Below are 25171 nucleotides of genomic sequence, written 5' to 3'. Positions count from 1 at the left end.
TCCTGCCCTGCACTGGCCTACCTGCCCTGCCTGCTGCCACGTCGGCGCCCTCCCGAGCGTCATGTCCACCGGTAGTCATCTGCATGGTAGGCGCTCAGCGCGCGCCTGCCATCTTGCGCTGCCGCACGACCACGGCGGTGCCGTCGTAGCGCAGCGTCTGGTCGCTCGCCGGTGCCAGCGCGCCCGCATCGGCACGCGGGCCGTCGACGAAGCGCACGTTGAAGGTGCGCGACGCAGGCATGCCCTTCCAGCGACCTTCGCGCGCGCCAATGCGCAGTTCACCGCGGGCCTGGTCCCACTGCAGGGGAATACGGCTGAACTGGCCCTGCTCGTAGCCGTAGCTGCGGCCGTCATCCTCGTACAGCGAGAACCGACCATCGGCACCGGTGTAGACCACCACGGTAAGCGGCGCGTCCGGCTGTTCGTCCACGTACTGCTGCACCGGCCCGATCGGCACGATCGCGCCCGCCCGCACGTACAGCGGCATGCGTTGCAGCGGCGCGGCGGCGTCGATGGTCTGGCCGCCCTGCAGGCGCTGGCCGGTGTAGTAGTCCAGCCAGGTGGTGCCGGCCGGCAGATACACCTTGCGCGAGGTGGCGCCGAAGGTGGTCACCGGGGCGACCAGCAGCGAGGGACCGAACAGGTACTGGTCATTGATGTCGCGCACGGCCGGGTCGGCCGGGAAGTCCATCGCCATGCCGCGCATGATGCTGCCGTCGTGGTGCCAGGTATCGGCCGCCAGCGTGTAGATGTAGGGCAGCAGCGTGTAACGCAGGCGGGTGTAGTACACCATGCTGTCGTAGTACGGCGTGCCTTCCGGGGCGATGTTCCAGATTTCGCGGAACGGGAATTGGCCGTGCGAGCGGAACAGCGGCACGAACGCGCCGAACTGGAACCAGCGGGTGTTGAGTTCGCGCCATTCCGGCAGGTGCGCGGGATCTTCTTCCGAATAGCGCTTCTCGGTGGAGAAGCCACCGATGTCGAACGTCCAGTTCGGCAGGCCCGACATCGAGGTGTTCACGCCGGCCGAGACCTGCTCGCGCATGTCATCCCAACGCGACACGATGTCGCCGCTCCACACCGCTACCGCGTTGCGCTGCGTGCCGGCATACCCCTTGCGCGACAGGATGAAGACACGCTGGCCGTCGGCCGCGCGGTCGCCCTGGTACACGCCCTGGGTATGCGGCAATGGATACGAATTGAAGAACTCGGTCGACGGGCCCAGCGCGGTGGGCGTGGTGCGCGCCTTGCGCTCACCGATATCCAGGTTGGAATGCACGTCCGGTTCGTCGGCGTCCATCCACCAGGCATCGAAGCCCTTGCTGTTCAGCTTCTCGTTGATCTGGCGCCAGTAGATCTGCTGCGCCTGCAGGGCATAGGGGTCATAGAAGGAGTTCCTGTAGCCCTTGCCGATCCAGTCCAGCTCACCCACCTCCACGTTGCGGTGGTACATGAAGCCAGCCGCGTCCAGTTCCTTGTAGTTGGCCGTGGTCGGGTAGAACTTCGGCCACACCGAGATCATGACCTGCGCATGCTGGTCATGGATGTGCTTGACCATGCCGTCCGGGTCGGGGAAGTGCTTCGGGTCGAAGTCATGCGAGCCCCACGCATCTTCCGGCCAGTACGACCAGTCCAGCACGATGTTGTCGATGGGCAGCTTGCGCCGGCGGTACTCGTCGAGCACGCCCAGCAGTTCGTCCTGGCTCTTGTAGCGCTCGCGGCTCTGCCAGAAACCGTAGGCCCACTTGGGCAGCATGACCGCCTTGCCGGTCAGCGTGCGGTAGCCGGCGATCACTTCATCGGCGTCGGCACCGGCCACCACGTAGTAGTCCACCATATGGGCGGCCTCGGACCACAGCGACAGGTCGGCGGCCTCGCCCGCAGGCTGCGGGTCACGGTGCAGCAGCGCGATGTAGCTGGGGTCGATCAGGTCCCACTCGACCTTGATGGCGTGCTTCGTACCGGGCGTCAGTTCCAGCGCGAACTCGTGATGCCAGGGGTTCCAGTTCTGGCGCCAGCGGTCGATCACCGGCTTGCCGTCCACCCACAGCTTGATGTATTCGCTGCCGTACAGCGAGAAGGTGTGCCGACCGGCGGTCTGTGCCTCGATCGCACCTTCCCAGACCACCTGCGAGCGCCCGCCTTCGGCCGGGTTCTTCGCCTTGGCCGGGAAGGCGGCCAGGTCCTTGATGTACTGGTAGTTCACCTCCGGCTCGCGGCGCTCCACCTGGACCTTGCCGCCCACGCTGTAGCGGGCGGTGAGTGCCCCGGGCCGGCCCTGCGCGTCGTAGACCTTCAGTGACGCCTGCAGTGGCTGCAGGCCACGCGGATCGCCGAGGCGGCTGATCGAGTTGTTGTCCCAGAGCAGCCCGTAGTTGCGGCTGGAGACGAAAAACGGCACGGCCATGTCGATGTTGCTCTGGAGCAGTTCGACATCACGGCCCTTCTGGTTCATCCAGCCCTGCTGGTGCTGGCCGAACCCGTAGACGGCTTCGTCGGCCGGCGATTCGAAGCGCTGGCGCACGCTGTAGTACGCCTTGCCGTCCACGCCGAGCGGCGCAAAGCTGCGGCCACCGGCGCGCTCGGCCAGCAGCGGCTTGCCCGCCGCGTCACGGAAGCTGACATGACCGTCGGCTTCGGAGACGTCGGCGGTGATCCCCGCTGCCACCAGGCGCACGCTGCCATCGGCCTGCTCCACCTTGAAGCGCGGCGTGGACGCCAACGGCACGCGCATCAGGCTGGGGGTGCGCGTGAAGTCACCCTTGGGCTCCGCGCTGACCCGCACGATGTTGTCATCCACCAGTTCCAGCCGGACCTGGGCGGCGCCGGCCTGCGCCGGCACCACCACCACGCCGTTGTCCAGCACCCGGTGGCTCTGGGCCAGCGCCGGGCTCGCCAGCAGTGCCAGCAATGGCATGCTCAGTACGCTCATGTAACGCATTCAATGCTCCCTCGTCCGTTCGTGTCGCCGCTGTCAGGCAGCGGCGGTTCAATACGTTGCCAGCGTGACCTTCAGCAGCTGCGGCGCCGTGGTGAAATTCAATCCGTAGTCGGTCTGGTCGCCGTTCCAGTTGCGCTGGAACTGCCACGTGCCGTCCTTGTAGAACCCTTCTTCGACGCGATCGAGCACCATGTTCGCGGTGGCCTCGCTGGCCGGGTGCAGGGTCACGCGTGCATGCTGCGCGGTGATCAGGAATTCATCCGGACCCAGCTCGGCGATCAGCGCGCTGCCGATCGGCTCGGGGTTCCCGGGTGGCTGGCCCTGGAACCAGAACTGCGGCACGCCGTAGGTGACGGTGGCGCGCCAGCGTGCGTTGAGCGGCACGTCCTGCACCGCCTGCCCCGCCGCTTCGGCCACGCCGTGCAGCTTGCCCTCGGCCGAGGCCCTGGCGAATTCACGCATGCCCAGGCCGACCAGCTGGAAGCCGGTGGCGAACGGGGCCAGCGTTTCCTCGTCCACCTTCTTCGCGCCCAGCGGGTAGTTGCTGTAGTGGCTGAAGTCGATGCCGAAGGTGGACCAGCCGATGCCGTCGTGGCCCAGCGTCGGGAACAGGTAGCGCGCGTAGGGCGGCGCGTTGCCGGTCTCGGCGACGAACAGCGCGTTGTCCGGGCGGGCGTAGCGCTGCAGCACCGTGGTGTACATCCGGTGCTCGGGCATGTAGATGTCCGGCGCGAGCAGATCGATGTGCGGGCCGGCGGCCTTCCACACGTCCAGCACGTTGTCGGTGGGCCCGCCGCTGGCGTACTGCCCGGGCTGGCCCGGGTTGAACGGCCCGCGCAGCGCGCCGTTGACGTACATCGGCAAGGGGTACACGGCCTTGCCGGCCTCGGTGACCTGGTCGATGAAGCGACCGATCGACCACGCGTGGAAGAACTCGTCGGCGTCGGCACCGAACACCTGTGCCCAGCTGCCGGGCGACTTGCCCAGCTTCTGCAGCAGTTCGGCCGGCACCGGTCCCTCGAACAGTTTCTGCGCCATCGGCGAGAAATCACGCACGCTGCCGTAGGTGCCCGGCTCGTTCTCCGGTTGCACCATGATCACGGTGCGCTGCGGGTCGGCGGCCTTGAGGTGCTGCATGAAGGCAACGAACGCCTTGCGGTCGGCATCCAGCGTGGCCTGCGCATGCGGCGACAGCGAGCCGATGCTGCGCCCGTCGCGGGTGACCACGCGCGGGAACCGCGTATTGTCGGTCTTCACCCAATGCGGCGTGTAGGCCGGACCATTGTTCTTCCAGGTGCCGAACCACAGCAGCACCAGCCGCACGTCATGCGCGCGCGCCTGCGCCAGCAGCGTATCGACGAAGGAGAAATCGAACCGCCCCTCCTCGGGCTCGACCTGCTCCCAGGCAATCGGAACCTGCACGGTATTGGCGCCGATCACCTTCACCGCCGGCCAGACCGCGTCCAGCGCCGCCGGGTAGTTGCTGGAGTTGTTCACCTGCGCGCCCAGCACCAGGAACGGCGCACCGTCCACCAGCAGCGCATGTCTGCCGTCCTTGCTGGTGAACTGTGGAATCGGCGCCTCCGCGGCTGCCGCCTTGCTGGCCGCAGGCGTGCCAGCTGCATCAGCGGTCGCCGCCCCCTCCACGGGCGTCGGCGTGGGCTGGCAGGCGGCCAGCAGGCACACCAGTGCGGCAGGCAGCAGCCTGGGGCATGGGAACAACGAAGACGGTTGCGTGGTCGGGGACATGCACGGGTTCCTTGTGGTCACCAGGTATCGCTGCGGAACGGCGACGCCGGCAGCTGTTGCGAATTGATCAGGTCGGCGTCGGCCGGGTTCTCGCGCCAGGCATAGCGCACGGCCACCGGCTGGGCGACCGCCGCGCTGCGCACGATGACGCGGTCTCCCTCTATCCGCCCCTGTGCGGGATGAAAGCGGCGGTCCGCACCGGCCAGCATGAAGCCCTGCACCTGCGTTCCGCCGCCGCGTACCGCCAGCGCGCTTCCGTGCAGGTTGAACGCCACCACGGCCTGGTCGCCGTCGAAGCGCACTGCCTGCCGCACCGGGCCACTGAACACCCCTGTTTCGCCGTAGGCCACGTGGCGTGCGGCCAGCGCCAGGCGCGCGCCGACGTCGCGCTTGTTGCGCGGGTGGATGTCGCTGGCGTTGCCGATGTCGATGGTCACCACCTGCGCCGTCTTCGGCAGCGAGAGTGCGGCGGACTGCGATTCGCGCAGTACCGCCCACGGGCTCTCATCGCCATGGTCTTCGCCGGCGCCAAAGCTGGCCAGCTGCACCCACACGAACGGCAGCGCGGGCGCGCTCCAGTCGCGACGCCATTGTTCGATGAGCGCCTTGAACTGATCGCGGTAGGCCAGCGCACCGCTGTTGGTGGCATTGCTCTCGCCCTGGTACCAGATCACGCCCTTGACCGGGAACGGCGGCAACGGGTGGATCATGCGGTTGTACAGCAGCGTGGCGGTCTGGTTCTTGTCGTCGTCCAGCGCCACCGTCACCTTGCCCGGGTGGAAGCGCCAGTCCTGCAGCGGCACCCGGCTGCCATCGGCCAGGCGGACGAACAGTTCGTCGTCCTGGCCGTGGATGCCGCCGCCACCGCCGAAGTCCTCGACGCGCACCGCAACCACGTTGCGCCCGGCCGTCCAGTGACCTGCCGCCACCGGATACACCCGCGGCGTGTTCCAGGCCATCGCGGTGGCGCCGATCTGCACGCCGTTGACGTAGGTGCGATCCGAATCGTCGATGCGGCCCACACCGACGCTGCCGCCCTGCCGTGCCTGCGCAGCGCTGAGGGTGAACGTGGCGCGGTACCAGCCGACGCCGTCCATGCCGGCGTAGCCGGTGGTTTCCCACAGCCCCGGCAGCGTGGCCGGTACCCAGTCGCGGGTGTCGTGGTCGGGCGCGGCCCACTGTGGCTGTTCGTCGACGCCCGTCCAGCGCGCAAGGCGCTGGCGCACCTCGGCGAGGGTCTGCGCATCCTGTGCTTTCCGGGCCTGCATCCGGGTGGCGAGCGCGCGCGCGTCCACGCCCTGCAGGGCGGCGGGCATCCATGCCTCGATGGTGCTGCCCCCCCAGGTGCTGTCGATGATGCCGATCGGCACGCCGAGGTGCGCGCGCAGGTCGCGCGCGAAGTAGTAGCCGACGGCGGAGAAGGTGCCTGCGTTGGCGGGCGTGGCGGCTTTCCACTGGCCGCCGGCCAGCGTGCGCTCGGGCTCGCCGGACCAGGATTTGGGTACCTTGAACTGGCGCAGCTGGCCATCGTCGGCCGCCGCCACCGCGGCGGCGGCGTCCTGGGTGTCGTGCAGCGGCCACTCCATGTTGGACTGACCGCTCGCCAGCCACACGTCGCCGAACAGCACGTCGCGCACCTGCAGCGCGCCGCCGTCGCCCTCCACCTGCAACTCGAACGGACCGCCGGCCGCGTGCGCGGGCAGCAGCACCTGCCAGCGCCCGCCTGCATCGGTCGTGGCGCTGGCGGTTCGCCCGTCCAGACGCACCGTGAGCTGGGCCCCCGGGGTTGCCGTACCCCACACCGGCAGCGGCTGGTCGCGCTGCAGCACCGCGCCGTCGGAGAACAGCAGCGGCAACACCGGCGCGGCGCGGACGGTACCGGCCGCCAGCAAGGCCGCCAGCCCCGGGGCAAGGACGTACAGGTGTTTCATCGTGGATCTCCCTGGATGATGCCGCGCCCACCGGTGGCGAAGTACACGCGCCCGTGCAGGCGCGGATCCCCGGTGACGCGTTGGATATGGCCGAAGCGGTGGGCCGCGTCGTCGATGCGCAGCCATTGACCGCCGCCGTCGTCGGAGCGGAACAGGCCCTGGCTGCCGTTGACCCGTCCGGACACGAACAGGCTGGATCCGCTGCGGCCCGGCGCGGCCCTGCCGACGCCGACGCTGTCCGCCTCGTCGACACCGCCGACGCGCTCCACACCGCCATCGCGCGACCAGCGCAGAAGGCCCTGCGGCCCGGCACCGATCAGCACCACGCCGGGCTGCTGCGGATCCGCCCGGACATCGGGCTGGCGCGGCATCGTCGTCGGTCGCGTCGCCGCCGCGGCACGGAAGCTCGCACCGCCATCGTCACTGCGCAGCAGTGCGCCGCTGGGCGCATCCCAGCCGAACCAGTGCAGCGGGTTGGCGCTGTCGGCCACCACCACGGCGGTGGCCGGCAATCCGCGTACCGGCTGCCAGCGACGGCCCTGGTCGCGGGTTCGCCAGTGACTGCCGTGCAGGGTCTGCCAGATCACGGTGCCACCGTCGCTGGAGAGCCGGATGCGGCCGGCCCCCTCGCCGTCGCCCGGTTCGCTGGCGAAGGCCTGCCAGCGCACGCCGCCATCCTCGGACCACGCCGCGCGAACCTCCCCCTGCCGCCGATGGCGCACGGTGCCACTGCGCACCACCCGCAGCGGCGCCTGCGCGGCCACGTCGATGCTCTCGCTGTTGGTCAGGCGTGGACCGGCGTACTGCCGCGGCGACCGCTGCAGGTCGTCATGGCGGAATCCATCGATGTCGCCGAGCGCGCTGAGCAGGTGCGCGCCCTGCGCCGGGCTCACCAGGTCCAGCGGCACGGTCTCCTCCAGCCCCGCGTTGTCGAACGCCCACTGCACCGGCGTGCCGCGGTCGGCGGCGCGGATGTCACGGCTCGCCCACAGGCCATAGCCGGTGACGAACAGGACGTGCCCCGGATCGAACGGGTCGATCTGTACATCGGCGATCCAGTGCGGCGACGCCTGTCCGGTCCACGGTGCGTTGTCGTGTGAGAACGCGGCACCGGCGATCACCGGCCGCCAGCTGCGCCCACCATCGGTGCTGCGGAAGATATCGTCGTGCGGGCCGAAGCGGTTGAAGGTACTGGCCATGACCACGTCCGGGTCGCGCGCATCCACGCTGACCCCGCCCCAGCCGAAGCCGTCGCCCTGGGTATCGCTGGACTGCGGCACCGGGCTGATGTCCTGCCAGCGCGACTGTGCCGGGTCGAACCGCCACAGGGCACCGTTGTGCATGGCGTCCGGGCCCGGCAGGTCGGCATAGGCGATGTACAGGCGGCCGTCGCTGCCCTGCGCCATCCGGGTCGGGCGCAGGCCCGGCGGCTGGCCAGGCACCGGCTGCCAGTGCCGGCCGCCATCATCGGAGCGGTACAGCGAGGTCCCCGTGGTCGACACCGCCGCATGGATCACGGGCGTCGGTGTGCCGGCCTGGCCGCTGCGGGCATCGAAGTGCACGAACACGATGCCGATCTGCTGGGGACCGTTCCAGCCCGGTGCGCTGGCCTGTTCGCTGCGGGCGATGGCGGGAAAGGTGTCCACCTGCGCCCAGCTGGCGCCGTGGTCGGTGCTGCGCCACAGGCCGTTGGCACGCGAGCCGAGCAGCAGGATGGCGCCCTCGTTGGGGTCCACCGCCAGCCGTTCGCCATTGCCGCGCGACAGCTCGTTGCCGCCCAGCTTGAACGGCAGGTCGATGCGCTCGAAGGTCGCGCCGCGGTCGGCCGAGCGCAGGATCGCGCCATTGCCCACCTGCGGTTGGGTATAGGTGCCAGCGGCCAGGTAGACACGCTGCGGATCGCGCGCATCCACGGCCAGGCTTTCGATGCCCGTCAGGTTGGCGTCGTCCCGCCCGAGCCAGTCGGTCAGGGCGGTCCACCGCTGCGCGGGCGCATCCCAGCGATACGCGCCACCGACATCGGTGCGCGCGTAGACAAGATTCCGCTCGGCCGGGTGGAACACCAGCCCGGTCACGAAGCCGCCACCACCGATGGCCACGTTGCGCCACGCATACGGCGTGGTCGTCGGCGCCGCCGGGGCGAGCAGCGGGAACACCAGCATCAGGCCTGCCAGCCACCCCGCCCGGCACCGGTCACGCCAGGCCGGCACGCGCAACGACAACAACAGTGGATACATGGCGGGGGTCATGCACGGGCCTCCCGGTGGAGCAGAAACTGCAGCCTGGCCCGCTTCGTGGTGGAGAGGACGGTCCACGAAGCAGGCAGGCCGACAGACGATCACGCGCCTTACAGGCTGGCGCGCAGGGTGATGCCGTAACGACGATCGTTGATCACGAAGTCGCGGTAGCGCGAGGTGTAGCCAAGATAGCTTTCGTTGCGGGTATCGAGCAGGTTCATGCCGTCCAGCGACACCGACCAGATGTCGTTGATGTTGAAGCGCAACGAAGCATCGAGCTGGCCGAAGCCCTTGTTGTACACCGGCAGGTTGCCGGTGCCGTTGCCCGCTGTGGTGATCAGCCAGTCGCTGCGCCAGTTGTAGGCCACGCGGGCCTGGAAACGCGGCACTTCATAGCTGAGGATCACGTTGTAGCTGTTCTTGGACAGGCCTTCCAGCGGCACCACCAGCTGGCTGCCATTGGTGTCGGTGGCATTCGGGCTGGGCGCCTTCGAATCGACGTAGGTGTAGTTGGTCTGCAGGCCGAAGTGGCTCATCCAGCCCGGCAGGAAGTCGAAGAACTGGGTATAGCCCACTTCCACACCCTTGATCTTGCCGTCGTCGCCATTGACCGGGCGGGTGATCTCCCACGTGTCGCCGGCATACACCTCGTTGAACACCGCATTGGCGATGAAGCCGTCGACCTTCTTGTAGAAGGCGGTGCCGTACATCATGGAGCCCTGGCCGAAGTACCACTCCAGCGAGGTGTCGAACTGGGTCGCTTCCATCGGCTTGAGGTTGGGATTGCCGGCCGAGCCGGTGCGCCGGGTCACGCCGCCGGCGTCGGTCGCGCTCAGGCTCAGGTTTGGATTGAGCTTGTCGAAGCCGGGGCGCGAGATGCCCTTCGACGCGGCGAACCGCAGCTGCAGCTGGTCGGTGAACATCCAGCGCAGGTTGAGGCTGGGCAGCACATCGGTATAGGACTGCGCGACGTTCACCGGCAGCAGGCCGCCCCCTTCGATATCGGTGCCGGTACGCACACCGTCGGAGGTCACTTCGGTACGCACCACGCGCACGCCGATGTTGCCATCGAACGGCACGGCGAAGTCATCCACGCCGAAGCGCAGCACACCGTAGGCCGCGTAGGTTTTCTCGCGCTGGGTGTTGATGTTGTTGGGCGAGAATTCCAGCGGATCGGCGCCGAAGTCGGCCAGGGTCTGTTCGTAGTTGTTCACCGAATCACTGGAGGCACTCAGGGTCGGCCCGAAGGCATACCCGTCGCCACGAAAGAAATCGGTGATCGGGTTGGGCACCAGCGCCACGTTCGGGAAGTCGGCGAACGGCGCACCGAGCCACATGAAGCGCCACACGTTGCCCTGGTTCTCGGCCTTGCGGTCGGTGTAGCGCACGCCGGCCTTGAAGCTGCGGGCGAAGCCATCCTCGAACGCCAGGTCCATGTCCGACCGCCAGGAGAACTGGGTGCCCTTGTTGTCGTCCTTGTTGTCCAGGTGGAACTTCCAGCCGACATAGTTGGCCGGATCGGTCAGGTAGCCCTGGTTGCCGGCCGCGTCGGTGATCGCCAGGTACGGCAGGTCGCCGCGCAGGTCGATCGTGTAGAACGGCGTGGCATTCATGCCGGTGCCCACGATGTAGCGCGTGCCCTTGGTGGTCGCATCCACGTACTGGAAATCGGTACTGAGGGTCAGGTTCGGCGTGACCGTCCACGTCGCGCCCAGCGAGTAGTCGGTGGTGATCGACGTGCGCTTGGTGAGGCTGGTGTTGGAATCGGCCGGGGTGTTCTGGAACACGCCGCTGACCAGTTCGTTGCGGTCGTTGACCACGATGTCGCGCGCACCCTGCATGGCGTCGCCGCCGCTGTAGGCAAAGAACGAATAGTCCTGCCAGCGGAAGTCGTAGTCCGAGCGCAGCACCTGCGCCTGCACTTCGATGTCATCGCGCGGGCGCCACTGCAGTGCCACCGCGCCGGTGCGACGCTTGCGCTCGCCAACGGTGGTGTTGACACCGGCACCGTGCGGCACGAACACCTCGGTGCCTTCGTAACCGGGCAGGTCGGTCTGCGAGTACCACGGCTCCAGCGAGATGGTGTCCTGGCGGAACGGGCTGGTCTGCTGCGAGTAATTGACCAGCAGGCCGATTTCGCCGATGCCGGTCTGCCAGCGGTCGCTGAACAGGCCCGAGAACGCCGGCTTGCTGTCGTCGGCCAGGTCGTAGTGGTTGTACTGCAGGCTGCCGGCGATCTTGCGGCCTTCATAGTCGAACGGCAGGCGCGTGCGCAGGTCGACCGTGCCACCCAGGCCACCCTCGATCATTTCCGCGGACGGATTCTTGTAGACGTTGACGCCGCCCAGCAGCTCGGCCGACACGTCTTCGAAGCTCAGCCCCCGGCCATCGTTGGCGGTGAAGATGTCGCGCCCGTTGAGCTCGGTGCGGACCTGGGTCAGGCCGCGGATGGCGATGGTGCTGCCTTCGCCGTAGCTGCGCGTGATCTGGATGCCCGAGATGCGCTGCAGGGCTTCGGCCACGTTGTTGTCGGGCAGCTTGCCGATGTCCTCGGCCACGATCGAGTCGACGATCTGCTCGGCGTTCTGCTTGATCTGCTGCGCCTTGGTGACGCTGCCACGGGTACCGGTCACCTGCACGGTGTCCAGCTGGGTAGCCGCCGCCGAGGTGTCCTGGAGATCACTTTGCTGTGCGATGGCCGGTGCGGCAATCAGCAGGGAAACGCAGACCGCCAGCGCACGACGGCGCAGGACGGTAGGGGTGCGCGCAGGCACGGACGCGCCTGTCGCCCCACGGCAACGACGTACTGACATGATGTTTCCCTCCCAGGACACATGTGCTGACGGTGGACGGCGCGTTCGGCGCCGCCTGTATCAATCAGGTTTTTATGGTTATGCCCGCGCCGGCATGGCCGCTGCGGGATACAACACCGCCATCACTTCATGGGTGTTGGCTCGCCGGCAGCTTAGGCAGCGGCAGCCATTCCATGCCAATAAAATATTGGGCTGGATGTATTCCAACCGAGAATACCCCTCACCCCTCCCCGCGCAGACCGGGGTACAACCAGCGCGCGGTGGTGCGCAGGGCCATCAGCATGCGTTCGGCCGCGGGCGGCAATACGTGCCCGCGCCGGTAGATGATGCCGAACGACTCCATCCGCACCCCCACATCGATCGGCAGCACGGTCAGCAGCTTGGCCTGGATGTACGGCGCCACCGACTCCACCGGCAGGGCCGCCAGCAGGTCGCTGCCGCGCAGCAGGCTGGTCATCACCGGCAGCGAGCTGGTTTCGATGATGTTCTTCGGCGCCGGCAGACCCTGTTCCAGGAACAGGGCATCCAGCCGCGCGCGCAGCACGCTGTCGGCCGGCGGCAGGATCCAGCCGTAGCGGGCCAGCTCGGCGTACTGCAGGCTGTCGCGGTTGGCCAGCGGGTGACCGGCGCGGGCGATGACCGAGTGCGGCTCGTCCGCCAGGGCCTCGAAGGCCAGGTCGGCGGCGCCCTCCGGGCCGAGGATGCGGCCGATCACCAAGTCCAGCTGGCCATCCAGCAGGCGCGCCACCAGCGGCCGGCTGTAGTCCATCTCGACCCGGATCAGGATGTCGGGAAACTCGCGCTTCACCTCGGCGATGGCCTGCGGCACCAGGTTGGTGCCCGGGTTCACCACCGTGCCGATGGACACCTGGCCCATGTGCCCGCTGCGCAGCGCGGCGATCTCCTCGGTGGCCCGCCCGATCTCGGACATGGCCGAGCGCGCCCGGCGCACCAGCACCTGGCCGTACCAGGTCGGCTCGATGCCGCGCGCGTGGCGGTCGAACAGCTTGACCCCGAGCATGTCTTCCATTTCGGCCAGCAGCTTGGACGCGGCCGGCTGGGTCATGCTCGCCGCTTCGGCGGCCCGCAGTACCGAGCCCTGCTCGTGGAGATGCAACAGCAACATCAAATGCCGGGTCTTCAGCCGGGAGGCGTTGACCCACGGGCCCTGCGCAATAGTCATCACGATTCCGCTCAGCGTTGGTGGCCGCATTGAATCACGGTATTCAACACAGGAATAGATCGCCCGAAAAAATTCATTTGATATGAATACCTTCGCGGGCAACCCTCACCGCTCGGTCGCCGCGCCCTGCGCGCCCGTCGCTTACTGGAGCCCTGCCTTGTCCGCTGCTGCTTTGTCGTACCGTCTGCCGTTGGCACTTCGCATGGACACGCTGTTCGATGAGTAAACGACTGCAGGACAAGATCGCACTGGTCACCGGCGCCGCCAGCGGCATCGGGGCGGCCACCGCCGCGCTGTTCGCCGATCACGGCGCCCGGGTGATCGGGCTGGACCTGAACCCGCCGCTCCAGGCGCACCCGGACGTGGACTACCAGTTGGCCGACATCACCGACGGGGCGGCGGTACGCGCCCTGGTGGATGCGGTCGTGATCGCGCACGGCCGGGTCGACGTGCTGGTCAACAACGCCGGCGCCGATGTGTTCGCCGACCCGCTGCAGCTCGACGACGCGCAATGGGTACGCTGCCTGGACCTCAACCTGAAGGGCGCCTGGAACGTGTGCCGCGCGGTGCTGCCGTCGATGCTGGCGCAGCAGGCCGGCGCGATCGTCAACATCGCCTCGGTGCATGGCCACCGGATCATCCCGCATGCGTTTCCCTATCCGGTGGCCAAGCACGGCCTGATCGGGCTGAGCAAGGCGCTGGGCATCGAGTACGCCGCGCAGGGGGTGCGGGTGAACTCGATTTCGCCCGGCCTGATCCTGGTGCCGCGCATCGAGGCGTGGTTCGCCAACAGCCCCGACCCGGCCGCCAAGCGACGCGAGCAGGAGCAGCTGCTGCCCTGCCGGCGCATCGGCGAGCCGGCTGAGGTCGCCCACACCGCGCTGTTCCTCGCCAGCGACGAGGCACGCTTCATCAATGCCACCGACATCCTGATCGACGGTGGCCGTTCCCAGCTTTACCACGAGTAGCCATGACCGCACCGACCTTCCAGCTGCCTCTCGTCGCGATCCTGCGCGGCATCACGCCCGAGGACACCCTCGCCCACGTCGGCGCGCTGGTGGACGGCGGGTATGACGCCATCGAAGTCCCGCTGAACTCGCCACGCTGGGAAGCCAGCATCGCGCTGGCACAGCAGGCCTACGGGTCGCGTGCATGGATCGGCGGCGGCACCGTGCTGCACGAGCAGCAGGTGGATGCGCTGGTGGAGACCGGTGCGCGCTTCATCGTCACCCCGAACACGCGTCCGGCGCTGATCCGTCATGCGGTGGCGGCCGGCCTGCAGGTGATGGCCGGTTTCGCGACCGCCAGCGAGGCGTTCGCCGCGATCGATGCGGGTGCGCAGATGCTCAAGCTGTTCCCCGCCGCCACCTACGGCCCCGGCCACGTGCGCGCCCTGCGTGCGGTGCTGCCGGCCGGGCTGCCGCTGTACGTGGTCGGCGGCATCACCCCGGACAACCTCGCCGCCTACCTTGACGCGGGCGCCGTTGGTGCCGGCATCGGCGGCGATCTCTACCAACCGGCCCAGCCCCTGCAGCGTACGCAGCAGCAGGCACAGGCCTTCCTCCTGGCATACCGGACGACCCACGGATGAAGATCACCCGACTGGTTACCTACCACGCCGCGCCGCGCTGGCTGTTCCTGAAGATCGAGACCGACGAGGGCATCGTCGGCTGGGGCGAGCCGGTGATCGAAGGGCGCGCACGCACGGTCGAAGCCGCCGTCCACGAGCTGTCGGACCTGCTGGTCGGCAAGGACCCGACCCGCATCAACGACCTGTGGCAGACCATGTACCGCGGCAGCTTCTACCGGGGCGGTGCGATCCTGATGAGCGCCATCGCCGGCGTCGACCAGGCGCTGTGGGACATCAAGGGCAAGGCGCTGGGCGTGCCGGTCTACCAGCTGCTGGGCGGACTGGTGCGCGACCGCATGAAGACCTACCGCTGGGTGGGCGGCGACCGCCCCGCCGACCTGGTCGAGCAGGTGCACCGTTACCGTGCGCTCGGCTTCGACACCTTCAAGTTCAACGGCACCGAAGAGATGCAGCTGCTGGACAGCCCGCGCGCGGTGGATGCCGCCATCGCCAAAGTCGCCGCGCTGCGCGACGCCTTCGGCGACAGCATCGACTTCGGGGTGGACTTCCATGGCCGCGTCGGCGCGCCGATGGCCCGGGTGCTGCTCAAGGAGCTGGAACCGTACCGCCCGCTGTTCGTCGAGGAACCGGTGCTGCCCGAACAGGCCGAGTACTACCCGCGACTGGCCGCATCCACGTCGATTCCGCTGGCCGCCGGCGAACGCATGTACTCGCGCTTCGAGTTCAAGCAGGTGCTGGCGCAGGGTGGCCTGTCGCTGCTGCAGCCCGATCTGTCGCATGCCGGCGGCATCACCGAATGCCTGAAGATCGCGGCCATGGCCGAGGCGCACGACGTCGCGCTGGCGCCGCACTGCCCGCTTGGGCCGGTCGCGCTGGCGGCCTGCCTGCAGGTGGATTTCGTCTCGCACAACGCCGTGCTGCAGGAACAGAGCATCGGCATCCACTACAACCAGGGCGCCGACCTGCTCGATTATGTGTTGAACAAGGACGACTTCCGCTGCGACCATGGCAGCATCGCCGCCCTGCCCAAGCCCGGGCTGGGTGTGGAGATCGATGAGGAGCGCCTGCGCCATGCCCATGAGAATCCGCCCGACTGGCGCAACCCCGTCTGGCGCCACGCCGACGGTTCCGTTGCCGAATGGTGAGCCGCGATGAGCGTTGAACTGGCCCCGGCCACGCTGGCGGTGGACAGCCGCTGCACCCATGGCGAAGGCGTGGTCTGGTGCGAACAGCGGCAGAGCCTGCTGTGGGTCGACATCGCCGAGCGCCGCTTGTGGCAGCACCGCCTGGAAAGCGGCACCACCCGGCACTGGACGCTGCCCGACCGGCCCGGCTGCATTGGCCTGTTCGAGGACGGAACGCTGCTCATCGCGCTGGTGAGTTCGCTGCACCGCGCCGATCTGGCCGCCGCCACCGACGGCACCCTGCCACTGCAATGGCTGGCCGATGTGGAGCCGTACAAGCCCTATACGCGCAGCAACGATGGCCGCGCCGACCGCGACGGCAACTTCGTGTTCGGCACCATGAACGAACATCCCGCGCGCGCCGCCGACGGACGCTTCTACCAGTACTCCACCCGCCACGGCCTGCGCGAACTGCCGTTGCCCGGCATCGTGATTCCCAACGCGATCAGCTTCAGCCTCGACGGCCGCACCCTGTACTGGTGCGACTCGGTATCGCCGCGGATCATGGCCTGCGATTACGACCCCGAGCAGGCCAGCACCCGCAACGTGCGGGAATTCACCGCCCTGGCCAACACCGCCGCCGAACCGGATGGCTCGACCGTGGATGCGGCCGGACGGGTCTGGAACGCCCAATGGCGCGCACGCCAGGTCAGCTGCTACGCACCCGACGGCACGCTGCTGCAGGTGCAGCCGGTGCCGGTCAAGCATCCCACCTGCGCCGCCTTCGGTGGCACCGATCTGCGCACGTTGTATGTGATCAGCTCGCGGCTGGACCATACGCCGGAGGAACTGGCCGCGAGCACGCACGCCGGCAGCCTGTTCAGCGCGCGCCAGGCGCAGCCGGGCCTGCCCGAGAGCCGGATCCGCGGATGATCGCGGTCGACTGGGGCAGCAGCAGCCTGCGCGGCTACCTGCTCGATGAACACGGCGCAATCCTCGACCAGCGTGCGGATGCGCGCGGCATCCTGGGCTGCGACGGCAACTTCGCTGCGGTGCTGGCCGACCTGGTCGACGGCTGGCCCGGCACGATCCTGATGAGCGGCATGATCGGCAGCCGCAACGGCTGGATCGAGCAGCCCTACCTGCCCTGCCCGGCCACGCTGGACGATGTGGCCGCCGCGCTGCACCCGCACCGGGATGCGGCACTGCCGGGGCGTGCGCTGTGGTTCGTGCCCGGGGTGGCGGTGGCTGCGTCTGATGCCCCGCCGGACGTGATGCGTGGCGAGGAAACCCAGCTGTTCGGGCTGGACCTGCACGCCGGCAGCGCGCAGGTCTGCCTGCCGGGCACGCACAGCAAGTGGGCAACGCTGCGCGCGGGCGCCCTCACCGGATTCGCCACGGCGATGACCGGTGAGCTGTTCGCGCTGTTGCGCACACACAGTCTGCTTGGGCGCTTGATGGACGACGGGCAGGCGCTGGACGCCGCCGCCTTCGCGCGAGGGGTGCAACGCAGCGGCGAGCCAGGCGGCCTGCTGCACCACCTGTTCGGGGTGCGGGCGCTGGGCCTGTTCGACCGACTGTCGCCCAGCGCGGCGCCCTCCTATCTTTCGGGTCTGCTGGTGGGCCATGAAATCGCCGCGCTGGCCGATCCCGCGCAGCGCGTGCATCTGGTGGGCAGCGCAGGGCTGACCGAGCGCTATGCAGTGGCGTTGGCACAGCTGGGCTTCACCTCGGCCCAGGCACCTGAAAGCCTTGCGGCGCGGGGCCTGTACCGGATCGCCAAGGCCCGCGGCATGCATGGCTGAGCACGCCACACCAGCATTCAGGTTCAACCTGCTCTAGAATTGCACGGCTTAACGCCGGATTTCCCCATGCCTTTTGTCGTCACCGAAAACTGCATCAAGTGCAAACACACCGATTGCGTGGAAGTGTGCCCCGTGGATTGCTTCCATGAAGGCCCGAACTTCCTGGTGATCGACCCGGACGAGTGCATCGACTGCACTCTGTGCGAACCCGAGTGCCCGGTCAACGCGATCTTCCCTGAAGACGACGTGCCCGCCGGCCAGGAAAAATTCGCGGCGCTCAACGCCGAGCTGGCCAAGGCCTGGCCGGTGCTGACCGTACGCAAGGACCCGCCCGCCGATGCCGGCGAATGGGACGGCAAGCCGGACAAGCTCCAGTATCTGGAGCGGTGAAACGAAAAAGGCGCCTTGGGCGCCTTTTTTGTTTGTTGGTTTTTTATTGGCTAAAGCTAAAGCTAAAGCTAAAGACAAGGACAAGAGCAGCGTTTCATTGTTCCGTGCTGGGGAGGCCGGCGGGCAGCCCCCTCCGGGACACGCCGCAAGTACGTCCATGTAGGCTTGGCAAAAACTTGCGCGTGTACGCGATCCTGCGTACACGGCAAGACCGGGGTTGGGCGTCCTGCCCAACCCGTCCGGCGCATGCGCCGTACCCATGTTTTTGACAGTCCCTACGGAGACTACCCGCCGGCCTCCCCCGATGGATGGTCGTTGGCTGGGAGGAAGAGCAGACACGCATGGCGTGTCCCTACGCGTGGCGGGAATGCGGCGCCGTCCCACAGAACGCCGGGGGCCGGGGCTGATGCCGGTAGGGTTGGTTCCCAAACAACTGCCATTTCACTATCCAGATCCAGTAACGCATTGAAACGATCGAGGGCGCTTTTGATCTCGGGTGGCCACCGACCAACTGACAGAGGGTCGGCGGGTGCGGGGGTACGGGACCGTAGAAAACATGGATGTTTTCTACGAGCCTACATGGACGTATTTACGGCGTGTCCCGTACCCCCGCACCCGCCGGCCCTGCAGGGCAACCCCCGCAGCCAAAAGGCTGTTCGCCCAAATGCGTGAAGCAGCCGGCCAGGGCCCGGCTACATGGACGTATTTACGGAGTGTCCCGTACCCCCGCACCCGCCGGCCCTGCACGGCAAGCCGCCAGCCCACCGGCTGTTCGCCAAAATGCAAAAAGCCGCCGGGCAACGCCCGGCGGCTTCATGAAACGCTGCAATCTCAACGCAGGCCGCCGACCAACGGCCGGCCCCTACCGAGAAGCACCCCTTACGGCGCCAGCTTCGCCTTCAGCTCACCCAGCAGCTTGGTCGGGGCCGGGCCGGTGGCCGGCAGGCCGCGCGGGTCGACGGCCGAGACGTACACGCCGGCTTCGACGCCCACCACGCGGACCAGGAAGTCGCTGCCTTCGTAGCCTACGTCATACGAGCCCAGCAGCTGGGCCTTGCTGGCGATCTTCACGCCGTCGATCGACTCCAGCGCCGTGCCGACCTTGCCGAACACGTCTTCCTTGCTGCCCGGCACCGTGAACCCGCCCGCATTGGCGGCGGGGGTGGACGGGGCCGGCTTCGCGGCCTGCGAGGCCAGGACCGGAATCTGCGCGGACGGGTTGTTGCCCGGCGCGTTCAGGTCCGGCGGCACTTCCAGCGGCCGCATTTCCGGGGCCAGAGCGTAGTCGCCCTTGGCGCCGCGCTTGAAGCAACCGGAGGTACCCACCAGGGTGGCGGTAGCCAGGATCGCGAACGACAGCACGCGGATGGCGGAAACAGAATGACGCATGTGAATCTCCTGGGTCAGGCCACTGCGATTCAGTGGCTGGAAAGTGCTTCAAGCGCACCGATATCGGTGGCAAGGTGTTCAGCGGCCGCGTGGTGGGCCTCGGACAGCGGCAGCAGCGGCAGGCGCAGGCCGTGGCCGATGCCGATCCGGCGCAGCAGGTCCTTCACCGGAATCGGATTGGGCTCCACGCCGCAGAAGTCGTGGAAGGGCTCAAGCCGGGCATCCCAGGCCGCCGTGGCCTCGCGCTCCCCGGCCGCGGCCAGGTCGCACATCCGCCGGTACGCGCCCGGCAGCGCATTCGAGCCGACCGAGATCAGCCCGTCCACACCCGACAGGATCGAGCGCGCCGCCGTGCCATCGTCGCCGCTGAGGATGGCGAAGCCCGGCGAACGCAGGGCCAGCAGGGCCTGGACCCGGCCCACGTCGCCCACCGCCTCCTTGATGCCCACGATGTTCGGGTGCGCGGCCAGTTCGGCCACCGTCTCCGGCAGCATGTCGCAGCCGGTGCGGCCCGGCACGTTGTACAGGATGACCGGCAGCCCGCCCTGGTCGGCCACCGCGCGGTAGTGCGCGACCAGCCCTGCCTGGGTCGGCCGCACGTACGGCGGGGTCACCACCAGCGCATGGCTGGCGCCGCCCGCGGCCGCGCGCCGGGTCTGGTCGATCGTTTTGGCGGTGCCGGACAGGCCGGTGCCGGCCAGGACCGGCACGCGCCCGGCCACGGTTTTCACCGCACTGCGCAGCAGCTGGTCATATTCGTCATCGGACAGGGTCGCGGCCTCGCCGGTCGACCCGGCTACCACCACCCCGTGAACGCCACCCTCCAGTTGCAGCTGCAGCAAGCGCTGCCAACCGTCGGGATCCAATGCGCCATTGGCCTGGAAAGGCGTGGCCAGCGCGGTGATGAGACCGGAAAGGGACAAGGAAACGATGCTCGGAAGAAAGGGGGACGAGGGCCACGTAAACGGCAGCCGGACGTACGTTGCATGTTACTTGCGGGTCGAAAGCGCGGGCAAGTATGCTGGACTCCGGTGAACGCGCCGTCGCCGGCGCCGTTCAGACTCATCCCGCATTACCGGAACCACCTTGACCGACACCACGCCGCGGCCTGCGCCGACCGAAAATCATCTCCTGATCAACGCCTACACGACGCATCCGGAGTCCCCCCTGCTGCCCGTCACCCGGCGCATCGCCGACAGCGGCTGCAACCTGGTCGATGCCCGCCTGGCCACCGTCGGCCGCGATGTCTCGGTCACTGCACTGGCCACCGGTTCATGGGACTCGGTTGCCAAGCTCGAAGCCATGCTCACCCGCCTGGAGCGCGAAGAAGGCCTGAAGCTGGTCTGGTACCGCACCGGTGCCAAACAGGCCCAGTCCAACCTGCTGCCCTACATCGTGGAAGTGATCGCCGCCGACAAGCCGGGCATCCTGTTCCAGCTGGCCGACTTCTTCGACCGCCAGGGCATCACCATCGAGAACCTGCAGAGCACGCGTTACCGTGCCATGCAGACCGGCGCGGAGATGTTCTCGGCGCAGGTCACCATCGGCGTGCCCGCCAACATGCACATCGCCGCCCTGCGCGACGATTTCCTCGAGTTCTGCGACCACCTCAACCTGGACGCGATCATGGACCCGATGAAGTTCTGACGGCTTCGCGCGTTCGTCACGAACGCGCGGTGTTTCATGCAGTTGTAAGACGTGTCACTCAGGCTCCGAAGCAAGGACCTCATGAACAACGGCGATACCCTGGACAGCACCACCCTCGCACTGCCGCTGGCCCTATCCGGCGGCGAACACACCACCCTCGGCGATCTCGCCGGCCAGTGGCTGGTGCTGTACTTCTACCCCAAGGACAGCACCCCGGGCTGCACCACCGAAGGCATCGACTTCAATGCCCTGCTGCCCGCATTCACCCGGCTCGACGCCCGGGTGTTCGGCGTCTCCCGGGACTCGGTCAAATCCCACGACAACTTCTGCGCCAAGCAGGGCTTCGCCTTCCCGCTGATCAGCGATGGCGACGAGGCACTGTGCACCGCGTTCGACGTGATCAAGCTGAAGAACATGTACGGCAAGCAGGTGCGTGGCATCGAACGCAGCACCTTCCTCATTTCTCCCGACAGTCGTATCGTGCAGTCGTGGCGCAAGGTGAAAGTGGCCGGCCACGCAGACACCGTCCTTGACGCCCTGAAGGCCGCGAAAACCCAGTGATCAACCCGGCACCCCCAATGGCCATCACCCTGCCCCGCAGGTCGTGATGGCTTGTCCCTGTTCTGCCACCAGGAAATGACGATGACCCGAGGCAAGCGCATCTACGTTCTGGATACCAACGTGCTGATGCACGATCCAACCGCGCTGTTCAAGTTCGAGGAGCATGATGTCTACCTGCCCATGCAGGTGATCGAAGAGCTGGACAACGGCAAGAAGGGCACCACCGAGGCAAGCCGCAACGCGCGCCAGGTGAGCCGCTTCCTCAATGAGCTGGTGCAGGCCTCGGGCCTGGACAACCTGGCCGATGGCATCCCCCTGCAGCGCCCGAACGGGCTGCAGCTGCGCGGCAAGCAGAGCGTGGGCCTGCTGCGCTTCCAGACCAGTCATTTCGACGCGGGCAAGAGTTTCGGCGCCGTCATCCCGGACAACGCCATCCTCGGTGCCATCCTGGCCCTGAAGGAACAGGTGCCGGAGATTCCGGTGGTGTTCGTGTCCAAAGACATCAACCTGCGGATCAAGGCGGCAATCGCCGGGATCGTGTCGGAAGACTACGAGAACGACCGGGCACTGGATGATTTCAGCCTGCTCTACACCGGCGCCACCGAGCTGCCGGAAGACTTCTGGAAGAAGCACACCGACGACCTGCGCAGCTGGAGCGACAAGGGCCGCACCAGCTACGAAATCGTCGCCACCGAAGACGAGGACTGGCACCCGAACCAGTTCGCCTACCTGCCGGGCGAAGACGAGGTCGAGCTGCGCGTGGCCAAGGTCGACGGCAGCGGCAAGGTCACCCTGGCCCTGGTCAACGACTTCCGCGGCAGTCATGCGGTGTGGGGCATCGGCGCGCGCAACCGCGAACAGAACTTCGCGCTCAACGCACTGATGGACCCGGAGATCGACTTCGTCACCCTGCTCGGCACCGCCGGCACCGGCAAGACCCTGCTGGCGCTGGCCGCCGGCCTGGCCCAGACCATGGACCAGCAGCGCTACCGCGAGATCATCATGACCCGCGCCACGGTCAGCGTCGGTGAGGACATCGGCTTCCTGCCCGGTACCGAAGAAGAAAAGATGACCCCGTGGATGGGCGCGCTCACCGACAACCTGGAAGTGCTCACCCACACCCAGGAAGGCGGCGCGTGGGGTCGTGCGGCCACCAACGACCTGATTGCCAGCCGCATCAAGATCCGTTCGCTGAACTTCATGCGCGGGCGTACGTTCCTCTCGCGTTACCTGATCCTGGATGAGGCGCAGAACCTCACCCCGAAGCAGATGAAGACCCTGATCACCCGTGCCGGCCCCGGCACCAAGATCGTCTGCCTGGGCAATGTCGAGCAGATCGACACGCCCTACCTGACCGAGACCACCTCGGGCCTGACCTACGCGGTGGACCGCTTCAAGAACTGGCCGCACAGCGCGCACATCACGCTGCGCCGTGGCGAGCGTTCGCGCCTGGCCGACTACGCCTCGGAGGTGTTGTGAACCGTTTCCTTCCCCGTGCCGTCCTGCCGCTGGCGCTGGCCGCGCTGGCGGCGGCCTGCACGCCCGCCAACACCCGTCCCGGCATCCGCGTGCCGACCGACGTGCGCAGCGGCCAGTCCTGGGTGGTGACCCGTCCGGTGATCGCCGCCCAGGTCCTGGACACCTGCTCGCGCCCCAGCCCCGGCCAGCCGCCGGGGCGGGTCACCGGCTACTGGGCCCCCAGCCGCCAGCAGGTCGAGCAGCTCGAAGCGCAGCTGCCATCGCTGGAGGCGCAGGTGCCGCATGCCGGTGACTTCGACCGCCAGTACGTGGGTGTCGAGCTCGACGGCCGGCAGCTGATCTACCTCAACGCCTTCCGGCTGCCGGACCACAGCGAGATCGACCCGGCCCGCGAAGCGATCCGCGCCTGCGACGGCGGCCGGCAGTTCTGGGGCGTGCTGTTCGACCCGGCCAGCAGCCAGTTCTCCGAGCTGCAGTTCAACGGCGGCAAGGGCGGCTGACGCCCCTGCATGCCGGGCACTGCCCGGCATGCCCATGGCGCCCTGCACCGCCCGGCGGCACAATCGCGGCATGAGCCCATCCACGCCCGTCTCTGCCCTCACCATCGCCGGTTCCGATTCCGGCGGTGGTGCCGGCATCCAGGCCGACCTGAAAGCGTTTGCCGCACACCGCGTGCATGGGCTCTCGGCGATTGCCGCGCTCACCGCGCAGAACACCCGCGGCGTCACCGCTGTGCACGTGCCCCCGCTGGCGTTCCTGCAGGCGCAGATCGATGCCTGCTTCGCCGACTTCGACATCCACGCGGTCAAGCTGGGCATGCTGGCCAACGCCGAGGTGATCGGACTGGTGGCCGACGCGCTGGAAAAGTACCGCCCGACCCACGTCGTGCTGGATCCGGTGATGGTCGCCACCAGCGGCGCGCGGCTGCTGGAAGACAGCGCGCTGCACGCGCTGCGCACGCGCCTGCTGCCGCTGGCCACACTGCTCACCCCCAACACCCCCGAAGCCGAACTGCTGCTCGGGCGCCGCATCGTGAACGCCGATGACGCCGAAGATGCCGCCGCCGCGCTGCTCGACCTGGGCGCGGGCGCGGTGCTGCTCAAGGGCGGCCACATGGCCGAGGGAACGCGGGTGATCGACCGCTACTTCGACGGCGTGACCCGCGAGGAGTTCATCCACGCCCGGCTTCCGGTGGATGCACACGGCACCGGTTGCACGCTGGCCTCGGCGATCGCCGCACAGCTGTGCTGCGGGCTGTCGCTGCCCAACGCGTGCGAGGCCGCGATCGATTACGTTGCACGCGGCCTGCAGAGCGGATACGCGCCGGGCCGCAGCGAGGTACGGGTCATCGACCACTTCGGCGCGGCGTGGTCGGCATGACGCGCGCCCTGGCCATACCGGTCGAGGCCGACGATGGCCACCGCTTCGAACTGATCGCACGCGCACCGGCGCAACCGCGCGCCCACCTGCTTTGGCTGCCGGCGCTGGGCGTGTCCGCACGCAACTACCAGCCCTTCGCCGACGCGCTGGCCGCGCGCGGCATTGCCGTGTTCCTGCACGAATGGCGCGGCAACGGCAGCAGCCGCCTGCGCCCGTCGCGGCAGCAGGACTGGGGCTACCGCGAGATCCTCGCGCATGACCTGCCGGCCAGCCTGAAGGCACTGCGCCTGCACGGCACGGCCCCGCTGGTCATCGGCGGTCACAGCCTGGGCGGCCAGCTGGCGTGCGTGTTCGCGGGCCTGCACCCGGGCGTGTTCGAACGCTTCTGGCTGGTGGCCACCGGCACGCCGTACTGGCGCGCCTTCCCGGCCCCGCGTGGCTGGGCGCTGCCGCTGGTGTACCGCTTCCTGCCGTGGCTGGCGCAGCGCCAGGGCGTGCTGCATGGGCGCCGGCTCGGCTTCGGCGGCACCGAGGCGCGCGGACTGATCCGCGACTGGGCGCGGGTGGGCCTGAACAACCATTACGCCGCCACGGGCATGGCGCAGGACCTGGAGGGCGGCATGCGCAGGCTGCAGGGCCGTGCCAGCGCGGTGGTCATGGCCGACGATTGGTTCGCCCCCACCGGCTCCATGCAGGCCCTGCTGGCCAAGCTGCCGCAGGTGGCGTCCGCACTGTCGGTTGTGCCGGCATCGGCACTGGGAACGCGGGCGGACCACTTCGCCTGGATGAAGTCGCCGGAGGCCGTGGTGAAGGCGCTTTTTCATTCATTTGAATGACGTCCTTCACAAAGGCGTTGACGGATGCGGCGTCGATCCGCATAATTCCGCTCCTGTTGACGCGCCCGTAGCTCAGTTGGATAGAGTACCTGGCTACGAACCAGGCGGTCGGGAG

Annotated in this window: 20 protein-coding genes; 12 read left to right on the top strand and 8 right to left on the bottom strand. The window is 68.1% G+C overall.

Annotated features, from left to right (window positions below; genetic code table 11):
* Positions 1-94: 94 nt before the first annotated feature.
* The 6 genes from RT456_RS06240 to RT456_RS06215 all read right to left on the bottom strand — a co-directional run bounded on the left by RT456_RS06240 (position 95) and on the right by RT456_RS06215 (position 12854).
* Positions 95-2941 (bottom strand): TIM-barrel domain-containing protein, encoded by a 2847-nt coding sequence (locus tag RT456_RS06240; RefSeq protein ID WP_313343965.1) that lies wholly within the window; start codon positions 2939-2941, stop codon positions 95-97.
* 48 nt (positions 2942-2989) lie between these two features.
* Positions 2990-4690: a DUF5597 domain-containing protein gene (locus RT456_RS06235; protein ID WP_313343962.1), complete on the bottom strand. Its 1701-nt coding sequence runs from the start codon at positions 4688-4690 to the stop codon at positions 2990-2992.
* A gap of 17 nt (positions 4691-4707) precedes the next feature.
* Positions 4708-6621 carry a sialate O-acetylesterase gene (locus RT456_RS06230; protein WP_313343959.1) on the bottom strand — a complete coding sequence of 638 codons (1914 nt, stop codon included), beginning with the start codon at positions 6619-6621 and terminating at the stop codon, positions 4708-4710.
* Entirely contained in the window at positions 6618-8870 is a 2253-nt protein-coding gene (locus RT456_RS06225; RefSeq protein ID WP_313343956.1) for a cellulase, read from the bottom strand. Before RT456_RS06225 ends, RT456_RS06230 begins: the two co-directional genes overlap by 4 nt.
* Before the next feature lie 98 nt (positions 8871-8968).
* The gene (locus RT456_RS06220; RefSeq protein WP_313343954.1) at positions 8969-11632 is read right to left on the bottom strand and encodes a TonB-dependent receptor; all 2664 of its coding nucleotides are present in this window, start codon (positions 11630-11632) and stop codon (positions 8969-8971) included.
* 259 nt (positions 11633-11891) lie between these two features.
* Positions 11892-12854 (bottom strand): LysR substrate-binding domain-containing protein, encoded by a 963-nt coding sequence (locus RT456_RS06215; protein ID WP_313343951.1) that lies wholly within the window; start codon positions 12852-12854, stop codon positions 11892-11894.
* A 218-nt stretch (positions 12855-13072) separates the two neighbouring features.
* On the opposite strand from RT456_RS06215, the gene RT456_RS06210 reads away from it, so the two are divergent.
* The 6 genes from RT456_RS06210 to fdxA all read left to right on the top strand — a co-directional run bounded on the left by RT456_RS06210 (position 13073) and on the right by fdxA (position 17764).
* Positions 13073-13822, top strand: coding sequence for an SDR family oxidoreductase (locus RT456_RS06210; protein ID WP_313343948.1), 750 nt, complete (start codon positions 13073-13075; stop codon positions 13820-13822).
* A gap of 2 nt (positions 13823-13824) precedes the next feature.
* A complete protein-coding gene (locus RT456_RS06205) occupies positions 13825-14445 on the top strand; it encodes a 2-dehydro-3-deoxy-6-phosphogalactonate aldolase (protein WP_313343945.1) in 621 nt (206 codons plus the stop codon).
* Positions 14442-15590 (top strand): galactonate dehydratase, encoded by a 1149-nt coding sequence (dgoD, locus tag RT456_RS06200; protein WP_313343942.1) that lies wholly within the window; start codon positions 14442-14444, stop codon positions 15588-15590. The genes RT456_RS06205 and dgoD overlap by 4 nt, the downstream gene beginning before the upstream one ends.
* A gap of 6 nt (positions 15591-15596) precedes the next feature.
* Positions 15597-16502 (top strand): SMP-30/gluconolactonase/LRE family protein, encoded by a 906-nt coding sequence (locus tag RT456_RS06195; RefSeq protein ID WP_313343939.1) that lies wholly within the window; start codon positions 15597-15599, stop codon positions 16500-16502.
* A complete protein-coding gene (locus RT456_RS06190) occupies positions 16499-17374 on the top strand; it encodes a 2-dehydro-3-deoxygalactonokinase (RefSeq protein ID WP_313343936.1) in 876 nt (291 codons plus the stop codon). Before RT456_RS06195 ends, RT456_RS06190 begins: the two co-directional genes overlap by 4 nt.
* Positions 17375-17440: 66 nt before the next feature.
* A complete protein-coding gene (gene fdxA / locus RT456_RS06185; protein WP_313343933.1) occupies positions 17441-17764 on the top strand; it encodes a ferredoxin FdxA in 324 nt (107 codons plus the stop codon).
* 879 nt (positions 17765-18643) lie between these two features.
* Here fdxA and RT456_RS06180 read toward each other — a convergent pair.
* Complete coding sequence (locus tag RT456_RS06180; RefSeq protein ID WP_313343930.1) at positions 18644-19153, bottom strand: hypothetical protein; 510 nt, start codon at positions 19151-19153, stop codon at positions 18644-18646.
* 29 nt (positions 19154-19182) lie between these two features.
* A complete protein-coding gene (dapA, locus tag RT456_RS06175; protein ID WP_313343927.1) occupies positions 19183-20076 on the bottom strand; it encodes a 4-hydroxy-tetrahydrodipicolinate synthase in 894 nt (297 codons plus the stop codon).
* Between the two features lie 163 nt (positions 20077-20239).
* On the opposite strand from dapA, the gene RT456_RS06170 reads away from it, so the two are divergent.
* From RT456_RS06170 to RT456_RS06145, 6 genes are all read left to right on the top strand, one after another.
* Positions 20240-20800, top strand: coding sequence for a glycine cleavage system protein R (locus tag RT456_RS06170; RefSeq protein WP_019183297.1), 561 nt, complete (start codon positions 20240-20242; stop codon positions 20798-20800).
* An 81-nt stretch (positions 20801-20881) separates the two neighbouring features.
* A complete protein-coding gene (locus RT456_RS06165; RefSeq protein WP_313343924.1) occupies positions 20882-21361 on the top strand; it encodes a peroxiredoxin in 480 nt (159 codons plus the stop codon).
* Between the two features lie 81 nt (positions 21362-21442).
* Positions 21443-22840 carry a PhoH family protein gene (locus RT456_RS06160; protein WP_313343922.1) on the top strand — a complete coding sequence of 466 codons (1398 nt, stop codon included), beginning with the start codon at positions 21443-21445 and terminating at the stop codon, positions 22838-22840.
* A 23-nt stretch (positions 22841-22863) separates the two neighbouring features.
* Positions 22864-23340: a hypothetical protein gene (locus tag RT456_RS06155; protein WP_313344179.1), complete on the top strand. Its 477-nt coding sequence runs from the start codon at positions 22864-22866 to the stop codon at positions 23338-23340.
* A gap of 70 nt (positions 23341-23410) precedes the next feature.
* Positions 23411-24220 (top strand): bifunctional hydroxymethylpyrimidine kinase/phosphomethylpyrimidine kinase, encoded by an 810-nt coding sequence (gene thiD / locus RT456_RS06150; protein ID WP_313343919.1) that lies wholly within the window; start codon positions 23411-23413, stop codon positions 24218-24220.
* Entirely contained in the window at positions 24217-25056 is an 840-nt protein-coding gene (locus RT456_RS06145; protein WP_313343917.1) for an alpha/beta fold hydrolase, read from the top strand. Before thiD ends, RT456_RS06145 begins: the two co-directional genes overlap by 4 nt.
* Positions 25057-25171 lie beyond the last annotated feature (115 nt).

The sequence above is a fragment of the Stenotrophomonas sp. genome (assembly GCF_032099025.1).
Classification (GTDB): domain Bacteria; phylum Pseudomonadota; class Gammaproteobacteria; order Xanthomonadales; family Xanthomonadaceae; genus Stenotrophomonas.
This window is presented reverse-complemented; position numbering and strand designations above follow the sequence as displayed.

Coding starts and splice junctions, on each gene's coding strand:
- RT456_RS06240 (WP_313343965.1), bottom strand. CDS start 2,941: ATGCGTTACATGAGCGTACTGAGCATGCCATTGCTGGCACTGCTGGCG.
- RT456_RS06235 (WP_313343962.1), bottom strand. CDS start 4,690: ATGTCCCCGACCACGCAACCGTCTTCGTTGTTCCCATGCCCCAGGCTG.
- RT456_RS06230 (WP_313343959.1), bottom strand. CDS start 6,621: ATGAAACACCTGTACGTCCTTGCCCCGGGGCTGGCGGCCTTGCTGGCG.
- RT456_RS06225 (WP_313343956.1), bottom strand. CDS start 8,870: ATGACCCCCGCCATGTATCCACTGTTGTTGTCGTTGCGCGTGCCGGCC.
- RT456_RS06215 (WP_313343951.1), bottom strand. CDS start 12,854: ATGACTATTGCGCAGGGCCCGTGGGTCAACGCCTCCCGGCTGAAGACC.
- RT456_RS06210 (WP_313343948.1), top strand. CDS start 13,073: ATGAGTAAACGACTGCAGGACAAGATCGCACTGGTCACCGGCGCCGCC.
- RT456_RS06205 (WP_313343945.1), top strand. CDS start 13,825: ATGACCGCACCGACCTTCCAGCTGCCTCTCGTCGCGATCCTGCGCGGC.
- dgoD (WP_313343942.1), top strand. CDS start 14,442: ATGAAGATCACCCGACTGGTTACCTACCACGCCGCGCCGCGCTGGCTG.
- RT456_RS06195 (WP_313343939.1), top strand. CDS start 15,597: ATGAGCGTTGAACTGGCCCCGGCCACGCTGGCGGTGGACAGCCGCTGC.
- RT456_RS06190 (WP_313343936.1), top strand. CDS start 16,499: ATGATCGCGGTCGACTGGGGCAGCAGCAGCCTGCGCGGCTACCTGCTC.
- fdxA (WP_313343933.1), top strand. CDS start 17,441: ATGCCTTTTGTCGTCACCGAAAACTGCATCAAGTGCAAACACACCGAT.
- RT456_RS06180 (WP_313343930.1), bottom strand. CDS start 19,153: ATGCGTCATTCTGTTTCCGCCATCCGCGTGCTGTCGTTCGCGATCCTG.
- RT456_RS06165 (WP_313343924.1), top strand. CDS start 20,882: ATGAACAACGGCGATACCCTGGACAGCACCACCCTCGCACTGCCGCTG.
- RT456_RS06160 (WP_313343922.1), top strand. CDS start 21,443: ATGACCCGAGGCAAGCGCATCTACGTTCTGGATACCAACGTGCTGATG.
- thiD (WP_313343919.1), top strand. CDS start 23,411: ATGAGCCCATCCACGCCCGTCTCTGCCCTCACCATCGCCGGTTCCGAT.
- RT456_RS06145 (WP_313343917.1), top strand. CDS start 24,217: ATGACGCGCGCCCTGGCCATACCGGTCGAGGCCGACGATGGCCACCGC.